This is a genomic window from Saccharopolyspora taberi, assembly GCF_039534165.1.
GTDB classification, from domain to species: Bacteria; Actinomycetota; Actinomycetes; order Mycobacteriales; family Pseudonocardiaceae; genus Saccharopolyspora_D; species Saccharopolyspora_D taberi.
The window spans coordinates 99978-110568 of the sequence record NZ_BAAAUX010000013.1; the positions used below are offsets into that span (position 1 = coordinate 99978).

General features: G+C 67.9%; 11 protein-coding genes. 5 read left to right on the top strand and 6 right to left on the bottom strand.

The window, feature by feature from the left end; all coding sequences use genetic code 11:
• Positions 1 to 21: 21 nt before the first annotated feature.
• Both ABD691_RS13810 and ABD691_RS13815 read right to left on the bottom strand, forming a co-directional pair.
• Complete coding sequence (locus ABD691_RS13810) at positions 22 to 714, bottom strand: hypothetical protein (RefSeq protein WP_344680049.1); 693 nt, start codon at positions 712 to 714, stop codon at positions 22 to 24.
• A 164-nt stretch (positions 715 to 878) separates the two neighbouring features.
• Complete coding sequence (locus ABD691_RS13815) at positions 879 to 1694, bottom strand: DUF4231 domain-containing protein (RefSeq protein ID WP_344680050.1); 816 nt, start codon at positions 1692 to 1694, stop codon at positions 879 to 881.
• Between the two features lie 257 nt (positions 1695 to 1951).
• On the opposite strand from ABD691_RS13815, the gene ABD691_RS13820 reads away from it, so the two are divergent.
• Positions 1952 to 3838, top strand: coding sequence for a transglycosylase domain-containing protein (locus ABD691_RS13820; protein ID WP_344680052.1), 1887 nt, complete (start codon positions 1952 to 1954; stop codon positions 3836 to 3838).
• Here ABD691_RS13820 and ABD691_RS13825 read toward each other — a convergent pair.
• Together ABD691_RS13825 and ABD691_RS13830 are read right to left on the bottom strand one after the other, a co-directional pair.
• Positions 3795 to 4256 carry a MarR family winged helix-turn-helix transcriptional regulator gene (locus tag ABD691_RS13825; protein ID WP_344680054.1) on the bottom strand — a complete coding sequence of 154 codons (462 nt, stop codon included), beginning with the start codon at positions 4254 to 4256 and terminating at the stop codon, positions 3795 to 3797. The two genes, ABD691_RS13820 and ABD691_RS13825, sit on opposite strands and share 44 nt — an antisense overlap.
• A gap of 320 nt (positions 4257 to 4576) precedes the next feature.
• Positions 4577 to 5479, bottom strand: coding sequence for a LysR family transcriptional regulator (locus ABD691_RS13830; protein ID WP_344680055.1), 903 nt, complete (start codon positions 5477 to 5479; stop codon positions 4577 to 4579).
• An 83-nt stretch (positions 5480 to 5562) separates the two neighbouring features.
• Between ABD691_RS13830 and ABD691_RS13835 the strand changes: the two genes are divergently transcribed.
• Positions 5563 to 6390, top strand: a complete 828-nt coding sequence (locus ABD691_RS13835) for an oxidoreductase (protein ID WP_344680056.1) — start codon at positions 5563 to 5565, stop codon at positions 6388 to 6390.
• Positions 6391 to 6417: 27 nt separating this feature from the next.
• On the opposite strand, the gene ABD691_RS13840 is transcribed toward ABD691_RS13835, so the two are convergent.
• Together ABD691_RS13840 and wzt are read right to left on the bottom strand one after the other, a co-directional pair.
• The gene (locus ABD691_RS13840; protein WP_344680057.1) at positions 6418 to 7467 is read right to left on the bottom strand and encodes a hypothetical protein; all 1050 of its coding nucleotides are present in this window, start codon (positions 7465 to 7467) and stop codon (positions 6418 to 6420) included.
• A gap of 3 nt (positions 7468 to 7470) precedes the next feature.
• Positions 7471 to 8229, bottom strand: a complete 759-nt coding sequence (gene wzt / locus ABD691_RS13845; protein ID WP_344680058.1) for a galactan export ABC transporter ATP-binding subunit Wzt/RfbE — start codon at positions 8227 to 8229, stop codon at positions 7471 to 7473.
• Between wzt and ABD691_RS13850 the strand changes: the two genes are divergently transcribed.
• The 3 genes from ABD691_RS13850 to ABD691_RS13860 all read left to right on the top strand — a co-directional run bounded on the left by ABD691_RS13850 (position 8219) and on the right by ABD691_RS13860 (position 10477).
• Positions 8219 to 8956, top strand: coding sequence for a TetR/AcrR family transcriptional regulator (locus ABD691_RS13850; RefSeq protein WP_344680059.1), 738 nt, complete (start codon positions 8219 to 8221; stop codon positions 8954 to 8956). The genes wzt and ABD691_RS13850 overlap by 11 nt on opposite strands.
• A 753-nt stretch (positions 8957 to 9709) precedes the next feature.
• Positions 9710 to 9946, top strand: coding sequence for a cold shock domain-containing protein (locus ABD691_RS13855; RefSeq protein ID WP_344680060.1), 237 nt, complete (start codon positions 9710 to 9712; stop codon positions 9944 to 9946).
• A 3-nt stretch (positions 9947 to 9949) separates the two neighbouring features.
• Positions 9950 to 10477: a hypothetical protein gene (locus tag ABD691_RS13860; RefSeq protein WP_344680061.1), complete on the top strand. Its 528-nt coding sequence runs from the start codon at positions 9950 to 9952 to the stop codon at positions 10475 to 10477.
• The last annotated feature ends 114 nt before the right edge of the window (positions 10478 to 10591 follow it).

The window sequence follows — 10591 nt, forward strand, 5'->3', positions numbered from 1 at the left end:
GGGCCGTCGGGAGACCGCGGGTCAGAGGTTCAGGTCGCCACCGAGGGGGCCGTTGCTGACCACGTCGCCCACGGCGCGGGCCGGGTCGGGCAACGCGCCACCGGTCACCGAGCCGATCGCCTCGACCGGGTTCGCGGCGGTCCGCGGTCCCGGGTTGTTCAGCGCGTCGCCGACCAGCGGGGTGCTGCCGTTGGAGTCGAGCACGGTCCGCAGCGGGCTGCCGACGGCGCCGCCCAGCGGGGAACCGCCGCCGTCGCCGAGCAGCGGGTCCACCACGTCGTTGACCGGGAGGGCTCCGGACCGGCCGGTGGGCAGGTTCGGACCGGCGGGGATGACGTCTCCGATGACGTCCACCGGTGCGCCGCGCGGGGTGATCCGGTCGACGACCGGGTCGACCACCTTGCCCGCCGGACCGCCCTGGACGAGGTCACCGGCCGTTTCCACCAGCGCCGACGCGTCGGCGCGCGGCTGCGTCGGCGCGGGTGCGGGTACAGGTGCGGGTGCGGGTGCGGGTTCGGGCAGGACCTCGCCGACCGTCCGCACGCCGGAGTGCACGGTGCCCGCGAGGTGGTACGCGGTGTCCGCGACGCTGTTGTCGACGGGCAGTTCGCGGGGGAGTTCCGGGATCTCGGCGGCGGTGGCGGTGCCGGCGAAGCCGACAGCGCCCGCGCCACCGGCCAGCACGGCGGCCGCGGCGGTCAGGGTGCGTTTCATCGCCTTAGCTCCTTTCTGCACAGGCTGGATCCTGTGCGCATCGCCGGAGATTACGGAGCGATCAACGAACACGATTCAGCGATCACACAAGGATGAAACCTAAACGGATCGTGATCAACATTCCGCCTTCGCGTCTCACTTTCGAGGGGTATCAGGAATTCTCGCTACTGTCCGAGCGCATCGGCTCGCGGCATCGGCCCCAACTGCCTCGCCTGGTCGGCGCGCAGCGACTCCACGGTGTCGGCGAATTCGGCGTAAGCCTCGTCCTCGCCGGAAAGCCGCCGGTAGCGGCCGACGCGCAGTTCGACCGACTCGTACTCGCGCTCCAGCGAGTCCGCGGTCCGCTGGAGCAGGACCCCGCGCTCGGCGAAGCGGGCGTGCCCGGCGAACGCGGCGGACAGCGCCACGGCCAGGCTGAGCAGCACCGCACCCCATCTGGCGTCCACAATGGACATCGAGATCGCGGTGACGCAGGCGGCCACGATCGACCCGGCGACGACGACGCTCTGCAGCAGCCCGTCCCGCCTGCGGTGCCTGCGGGCCTCCGCGCGGTACCGGTCGATCACGTCGGGCAGGTGCGCCCGGTAGTGCTTGCGGACCCCGAGCAGATCGCCGGATCCGAATTCCTCAAGCAGGTGTTCCCGGTGGCCCTGCTCCAGCGCGCGCAGATCGAATTCCATCGCGCGAACTTTAAAGTGCTGGACGTATCCGAGCCGCGCCGACACCGCGATCGAAGCGAGCACGACCACGGCGGCGGCGGCCGTCACCGAGGACGGGCCGTATAAGACGAATCCGGATATCGCCAGCACCGCCAGCAGCACGTTGACCGGGTACACCCAGATCAGCAGGAACCGCCGCACCAGACGGGCCCGGTACAGCTGCTCCGACCGCTCGGCGATCCGGCGTTCCCAGTCCTGCGCCCGCGGGTTCTCGGAGATCACACCGCCTCCGATGATTCCCGCGGCCTCCACTTGGTCCATCGCGTTGATCCTTCCGGCGTCTGCAGTGCATCGAAGTAGCCGCGGCGGGCCGCCGACAATCGGCCGCCAGGGTGATGGTCGGGCGCTCGGCGCGAGCGGAATCTCGCCGCACTGGCGACTACCTGGGGGCTGCCACTCTGGCAGCGTCGGCACCGGCACCGGAAATCGAAGTGGGATGCAACCCCATTCATCACCCATCCGTATGAAGTTCTGGCATCCCTTCTCCCACCGAGAGAGTGAATTCCTTGAGGGTCATCATGCGACGGTTCCGGCGCGTCTGCCTGTTCGGCCTCCTCGGCCTGGTGCTCGCCTGCACGGGTGCGTTCGCGGTCGGCTACGCGGTCTGGGAGGTGCCCGACCCGCAGGTCGTCGCCGACGGCACGCAGCAGTCGATCGTGCTGACCTACGCCGACGGCGGCGAGATGACCCGGATCGTCCCCGACTCCGGAAACCGCACCATGATCAGGGATCTGGACGAGGTCTCGCTGCCGATGCGCAACGCGACCCTGGCCGCGGAGGACGCTTCCTTCTACACCAACGGCGGTTTCGACCCGCTGGGCATCGCGCGGGCGGCGTACGCGCAGGCCACCAACAGCCCCGGTGGCGGATCGACCATGACCCAGCAGTACGTCAAGCTCGCCACCGGCGACGACGAGCACACCTACACGCGCAAGTTCAAGGAAATCGTGCTCGCGGCCAAGATGACCAACCAGCTGCCCAAGGACGAGATCTTCAAGGCATACCTCAACACCGCGTACTACGGCCGCGGCGCGTGGGGCATCCACGCCGCCGCCAACGCCTACTTCGGCAAGCTCCCGCGCGATCTCGACTCGTCGGAATCCGCTGTCCTGGCGGGAATGGTGCAGAAACCGGTGGAGAACGACCCGCGGGTCAACCCGGCCGCGGCCGAGAAGCGCTGGACCTACGTCGCCGACCAGCTGCTGGCGAACCGGCTGATCGCCCCGGCCGAACGGGACGGGATGCGGATTCCCGCCACCAGGGAACGGTTCGCGTGGCGGGGCGAGCAGATGTCCGGGCCGCTGTACCACATCCGCGAGCGGGTGCTCGAAGAACTGGAGCGGGCCGGGATCAGCTCGCAGGACCTGCACCGCAACGGCAACACGATCGTCACCAGCATCGACCGCGACGCGCAGCGGGCCGCCGAGGAGGCGGTCGCGGAGATGAACCGCGACCAGCCGCAGAACCTGCGCTCCGCGCTGGTCGCGATCGAGCCCGCGACCGGCGGAATCCGCGCCTACCACAGCGGGGACCGGCAGATCGGCGGCTTCGACTGGGCCAGGGCGGCGCAGTCGCCGGGCGCGGCGATCCAGCCGTTCGTCGCCGCCGCCGGACTGATGCGGGGCCACGGGCTCGACGAGACCTACAACGGCGGTTCACCGCAGGAGATCCAGGGCGCGACCTACCGCAACTCCGGGCCGGGATGCGCCGAGCGGTGCACGGTCCGCGCGGCGATGACCGAGTCCGCGGAGACCGCTTTCGTGAACATGGCGGCGAAATTCGGTCCGGTGGCGGTGGTCGACGCCGCGCGCCGGGCGGGTCTGGACCTCGACGTCGGCGACTCCGCGCCGGGTCTCGCCGCCGGGACGGGCGACTACCCGGCGAGCACTGTCGGCGTCGCTCGCGGCTACGCGACGCTGGCCGCGGGCGGTGTGGTGCGCGAGCCGCACTTCGTGCGGAAGGTGTTGGACAGCAACGGAAACGAGGTCCGGTCGTTCGATTCCCCCGCGTACGACGCGTTTTCCCGCGACCACGCCGAGAGCGAGCAGGTGGCCGCCGACGTCACCGAGTCCCTGCGCTGGGGAGCCGCGGAGGGCGGGGTGTCGATCCCGGACCGGCCGCTGGCGGTCAAGACCGGGATCGCGCAGTTCGGCGGCTCGCCGGACAAGGCGCTCACGGCGTGGACCGCCGGATACACGCCGCAGATCGCCGCGGCGGTGTCGATCAGCGCCAGCGACGCCGGGGGCAGGCCGCAACCGATGCTCCGGACCGGGGACAGGCTGCCGAGCGGGATCTGGGAGCGGTTCATGGAGGCGTACCTGCGGGACAAGCCGGTCGAGCACTTCCCCGAGCGCACGCCGGTCACCAGTTACGCACCTCGTGCGCCCATGCCCGTAGACCGGTGAGGAATCCTTCGCGCTGTTCCGGGGAAAGTCCTTCCATGGCCCGCAGGATCGGCTGGGCGCGGGTCGCGACGAAGCCCTCCAGCGCGGCGCGGCGCTCCGGCGGCAGGGAAACGAGCGTGCGGCGCCGGTTGGCCGGATCTTCCCGCCGCTGAACCCAGTCCGCGCGGGCGAGGTCGCCGACGAGCTCGCTGGCGGTCGGCAGGGACACGCCCAGGCGGTGCGAGAGCTCGGTGACCGACAGCTCGTCGCCGGCGATCAGCTGCGTCAGCACCGCGCCGTGCCGCGCGGTCAGGCCGTGGGTGGTGAACGCCTCGCGCATCTCGGCGGGCATCTCGGAGTGCGCGCGGCGGAAGTAGGCGGCCAGCAGCGGCACCAGCCCCAGGAGTTCGGCGATCTCCTGCGCGTCTCGGTCGTTCACCAGCCCGAGTGTATTCGGGGTGCGTTCACCTTCATTCCACTGCAACGGGAAACTGCATTGGAAGAAGCCGCCATGAGCACATCCGCCCCTCCAGCGCTTCCCACCACGCGCACCGAAGATGTCCCTTCGACCCGCCCGCCGAGCTGGTGCGGGCTCCGGGCGGAGGAACCCCTCAGCCCGCTCGCCTACCCGGACGGGCACGTCGGCTGGCTGCCACGAGCCACGCCCTGGTCCGCTCGGTCCTGGCGGACAGCCCCTTCAGCGCGCGGGCCGAACTCGCGCACAACCCGATCTCCGGGTCGACCGCCCGGCGGGGGCGATCACGCTGACCCGCCCCCGGTCGCCTCGGCGCACGCGCGGGCGTAGGCGTGCACGAGCGGGCGCTGGTCGTCGGCCCGCCACGCGAGCGCGAGCCTGCTCGGGGACAGCCCGCGGACCGGGCGGGTCACCACGTCGCCCCGGGTCAGCAGTGGCGCGTTCCCGTTGGCCAGCAAGCAGATCCCGCGACCGTCGACCAGCGCCTCGTAGGTCTCGTCCGGACTCGCGATCACGGCGCCGATGCGCGGGGTCCGCCCGCCCCGCGCATCGGTCGCGAGCCAGTAGTCGCGCAGCGGCCCGGCGCTGGGCGGGAGCGCGAGGAACGGTTCGTCGAGCAGATCGGCGAAGTCGACGACCTCGCTCGTCGCCAGGCGGTGCCCTTCCGGCATCGCGACCAGCCGCGGTTCCTCGGCGACCAGGACGGTCCGGTACCGCTCCTGATCAGGGATCGGCAGCCACACGAACGCCACGTCGCTGGAGCCGTCGGCGAGCCCGGCGCTGGCGTCCTCCCAGCCGACCTGGCGCAGTTTCACCGCCGCGTCCGGGAAGGCGGCGGTGAACCGGGACCGGACGGCGGGCAGCAGCCCGCCGCGGCCGGGACTGGTGCTCATGCCCACCACGATGGTCGACCGGTGCGCGGCCTTGACCCGCTCGACCTCGGCCAGCGCCGCGTCCCACTCGGCCAGCACCCGCCGGGCGTGCGGGAGCAGCGCGGTGCCGACCTCGGTGAGCCGCACCCGCTGCCGGTCCCGCTCGAACAGCGGCGCGCCGAGCTGGCGCTCCAGCATCCGGATCTGCTTGCTCAGCGCGGGCTGCGACACGTAGAGCCGCTCGGCGGCCCGGGTGAAGTGCAACTCCTCGGCGACCGCGGCGAAGTACCGCAGCTCCCGCCCGTGGACGTCCATAACCATTGGCTATCACGCCGGGTCTTGGACGAACAAGCACGGCGGGAAGCAAGCTGGTCGCAGATCAACGCGAAGGAGCGAACATGAGCAAGGTCTGGCTGGTCACCGGCGCCAACAGCGGCTTCGGCCGCGCGATCACCGAGGCGGCGGTCGAAGCGGGAGACGTGGTCATCGCGACCGCCCGCCGCGTCGCGGCGCTCGACGACCTGGTCACCGCGCACCCCGACCAGGTCGAAGCCCTCCCCCTGGACGTCACCGACCAGAAGTCGATCGACGCCGCGGTGGAAGACGTCGTCACCCGCCACGGCCGCATCGATGTCCTGGTGAACAACGCAGGCCGCACCCACGTCGGCGCGGTCGAGGAAAGCACCGACGAGGAACTGCGCTCGCTGTTCGACGTGCACTTCTTCGGCCCCGCGGCCCTGGTCCGAGCGGTCGTCCCGCACATGCGCACCCGCCGCTCCGGCGCGATCGTGCAGCTCAGCAGCATGGGTGGCCAGCTGTCCTTCGCAGGCTTCGGCGCCTACAGCGCCACGAAGTTCGCCCTCGAAGGACTTTCCGAAGCCCTCGCCGACGAGGTCCGCCCGTTCGGCATCAAGGTCCTGATCGTCGAACCCGGGGCGTTCCGCACCGGCCTGTTCACCAACGGCAGCGCCAGCGAGCCCTCCACGACTTATGCCGACACCGTCGGCCAAACCCGCGCGATGATCGAATCCAGCAACGGCAGCCAGCCCGGCGACCCCACCAAGGCCGCCGCGGCGATCCTGGCTGCGTTGGAGGCGGACGACACCCCGCTGCGCCTGCCCCTCGGCAGCGACGCAGTCGACGCCATCACCGGGCACCTCGACAGCGTGCGGGCGGAGCTGGATGCTTGGGAGGGCATTTCGCGGGGGACCGCTTTTGGGGGTTAGGGCGAGCGGGCTTGAGTTCGTTCTGGGTCAGACGTGCAGGACGCCGTCGACGGCGTCCTGCACCGGCGGCACAAGACCGAACTGCAAATCCTCCTCGAGGAAGATCCCGAGCTTCGACAATCCGAAGTCGTGGCCCAACTCGGTGGTGAGGACGTCAGTTCGCACGCAACGGACTCCGGGGCGCGAGTCGTGCGTGAACGAGATCTCCATGCGGGGCGCGGAATCCAGTGCCGCGAGGGTGAGGTCGATCTGCCGGGCTCCCAGCTTGACGATCTGCGCGCACTGCGAAGCGCCGAACGGCAGGTGGTGGTCCGCGATCACATCAGGCGGCGGCAGGTCGACCGGTGGCCAGCACCGCGCGGTGATGTCGATTCCGCCTGATGGGAGGAGAGCTCGGGGAGCGTCCCGGTCGCCGGTGATGTGGAGCAGCTCGACAGGTGGCTGGAAGACCCACGGCCGTTTCCCGGCCCTGCGAACTGCCACCGCGAGGCCGTTCCCCAACGGCGCTGCACTGCTGATCGAACCGGCGCCGAGGTTCCACTCCCGCCGCTCACCCCCGGGAGGATCGTGTGCGACGGTGGCGGTCCAAGCGGTGCCGTTCAAGTGGGACGTGTACTTCCAGAATGGATCGTGTTTTCCACTGCGGGAGAATCGGGTTTGCGCGCGCCGTGCTCCCGATGTCGCGGGAAACTCGGTGAGCGACTCGACTGTGGCCGGTGTGGTGGACAGATCAACGACGACAGCATCACCGTCGGGTGCCGAAGCGATCGCGACGGACTTCTCCGAGGCGACCGCGAAACGGGTGGGCCAAGCGAAAGCCGACGGTGCCCGGAGATGTTCCCAGGACACGGTTTCCCGCACAGCTCCATCGCTGTCCAGAACTACCGCCACGGGTTGCACGTCATCGATCGCAACGACGTGCAACCCGCACGGGACAAGAACGCTCGGGCGAAACGAGCGCCGTACCGCGGTCGACAGCATGCGTTCAGGGTAGTGGTGTTCAGGCAGGAAGCATTTCTCGAACTGGATGTCCTGGGAACCGTCGGCGGGCAGCGGGTGCTCGCCCTTCAGCCCCAAACCTCAAACCGAGTCAGCGACGAGCTGGTGGCCCTTGTAAGCGGTGAGGACATCGCGCAGCGGGCCCTGCATCCGCATTCGGCCCTCGTCCATCCAGATCGCCGTGGTGCACAGCTCCTGCAGCAGTTCTTCGGCGTGCGAGGCGAACACCAGGATGCCCGAGCGGTTCACCAGGTCCGCAAAACGTTGCCGGGCCTTGGCGACGAACGCCGCGTCGACCGCGCCCAGGCCCTCGTCGAGGATCAGGATCTCCGGGCTGATCGTGGTCACCACCCCGAGCGCCAGCCGCACCCGCATGCCGGCGGAGTAGGTCCGCAGCGGCATCCGCAGGTAGTCGCCGAGCTCGGTGAACTCGGCGATGTCATCCACCCGTTCCTGCATCTGCTTGCGCGTCATCCCGAGGAACAGACCGCGGATGATGATGTTCTCGTAACCCGAGACCTCCGGGTCCATCCCCACGCCCAGGTCGAACACCGGCGCGACCTTCCCCACGATCCGCGCGCTGCCGCGCGTCGGCTCGTAGATCCCGGACAGCAGTCGCAGCAGGGTGGACTTGCCCGCCCCGTTGTGCCCGACCAGCGCCACCCGGTCACCTTCGCGCAGCGACAGGGTGACGTCCCGCAACGCCTCGATGACCGGAACCTTCGCGCCGGTGCCGATCTTGCCGCCGACCTTGCCGAGGACCTTCTTCTTCAGCGACCTCGTCTTGGCGTCGAAGATCGGAAAGTCGACGTACGCGTCCCTCACCTCGATGCTCACCATGCTCGGTCCTCACAACGTTCCAACAGATGCGAATGAAAATTACCATTCGCATCCTGGCGGGGGTAACGTCGGACCGGTGAGCCACGCCGAGCACTTCCGCCCGCCGCAGCAAGCCCGCAGCCGGGAGTCCCTGCGCAAAGTGCTGACCTCCGCCGAACACGTGCTGAGCACCTACGGCATCGACGAGTTCACCGTGGCAGCGGTCGCCGAGCACGCCGGCATGTCCGTGGGTGCCATCTACCGGCGGTTCACCGGCAAGGAACAACTGCTCCAGGCCGTCAAGGAACAGCTGCTCGAACAGCTTGAAACCAGCGTCGCGGACGCACTCCGCTCAGCCCGCCCCGGACTGGGCGGCACCATCAGCGCCTTCACCCACGCAATGGCGCAGACGTTCTCGCACCACGCCCGGACCTTCCCGGAACTCCTCAGCGGCCAGCGCGCCGAAGGTGTCGAACGCGGCCTGCAAGCACTCGCGGTGATCCAGCGGTCCCTCACCGAGGCCGCCAAGCCCTATCTGGACGGCATCCGCGGACGCGACCCCGAGCAAGCCCTGAACGCGGCGGCCCGGACAGTCATCGGCTCGTGCGTGCACCGCGCCGCCACCTGCCAGTCCTGGCCGGACGGCCTCTCGTGGACGACGTGGGCTGACGAAACCACCGAGATCGCCATGGCCTACCTCGCCACCGAAGCGTCGACCCAAAAGAAAAACCGCAGGTCACCTGAGTGATCCTGCGGTCTTCCGAGCGAGCCGCCTAAGGGAATCGAACCCTTGACCTACGCATTACGAGTGTATTTTCGAACTCGTAGTGCCTCGGAACATCGCGTAGCGCGACGGCTCCACCGCAGGTCAAATAAGACTGTCTTGATCGATCGGGGATGGCGTCGTATAACCAGGCGTGGGGCAGTTGGCTCCATATCTGCCCCACGCCTGAGATAACCGTGGCGAATCAACTACTCGCGAACAACCACCTGGTGACTCCTCAGTCGATCAGGACTCTCCGTGATCACGCACCTCCGTCGCTTCGCCGCCCCCACCGTCGTCGCCAGCATCAGGCGCACACGCCCCCCCACCCGCAAGGCCAGATAGTTTTCCGCGCGCCTGAATCCCACCTGGCCCGTGCATCTCAAAGTTATGTAAACAGTGATATTACTAAAATTGACGCAGCCTTCGAACGACAGGTAGCACCGGAGTACCGAGCACCTGCGAGCAAGTAGGCCGCGCACCGGGTTTCCCAGTCGGTGCCGATCGCACGGGCCTTGCTCACAAATGCTCACCGGCCCCCAAGAAGGAACCAAGTCGATGGTGGTTATTACTTATCCGGCTCCGCACGGTTCCCTAGCCCAGCTAGACGACGACCAAAGTCGTCACCTGGAGGACGGATTGATCTTCCTGAAGCCGACTGCTGTGATTACTACGAGCCGACTAAGACGTGGGGGTGGTTCTCGGCTCAATATGAACATGGGGTGTTATCCTTAGCGCATGAAAAAAGATGTGCACTACAACGGACAAGTTGAAGAGTGGAACCGCAGTGAGGGCTGGGGCGTAATCCGAATCGAGAACGAGACCCAGAGGATATGGGGACACTTCTCGCATATTGACGCTGACGCCAACGATTTTCGTTCACTGGAGCCCGGCGAGCACGTTGTGCTTACCGTCGAGCCCGCCGAACAAGATGGATACCACTGGAGGGCCACATGGATCAAGAAGGGCACATAGTAATTGGATAAAAATACCACTCGCGTTGCAGCAGTTGCAGCGGCGCTGATTGCGCTACTCCCGCTGGCGGGAACGGCAAGCGCTGATGACATCCAGAAAGACTTCTACACCAACGCTCCGGCGTTCAGCGCGTCGGATGCGAGGGGCACCTTCACTGGCCAGGTCGATTACCGCGCACCGGATTTCCCTATGGCCTGGAGCTTTGACATCGCCCCTGCGGTCGAATCTATCGCAGTATCGCCGATGGACTGCACGGCAGGATTGGTGCAGCCGGATCCTCCCTACAGTGACCGCCACACAGGAATTCCGGTCACCTATCTATGGCACTCCACTGTGAGGGCCACTCCACTGGAACGTCATACGGATTTGTGGGGCCACTGTCGTTTCAATGTGAATGTGGGCGGAAGGCCAGGAGTAGCCGATCTCAAGTTCACTTTCGACTACACCATTCACAACCGTCCGATCGGCCAACAGGGAGCCGAGCAGGACCCGCCCTTCAATTCCACGCTAGACATTCAGTACACCGCGTAGCCAAGGTTTACTGAGACACAACGGCCGGCCAGGGTGAAAGAGCCTTGGCCGGTAGTTGTGGATCTACGGGTCGGCTACGTCGCGACGGATGGGGACGCCGCTCCCGCTGCCGTA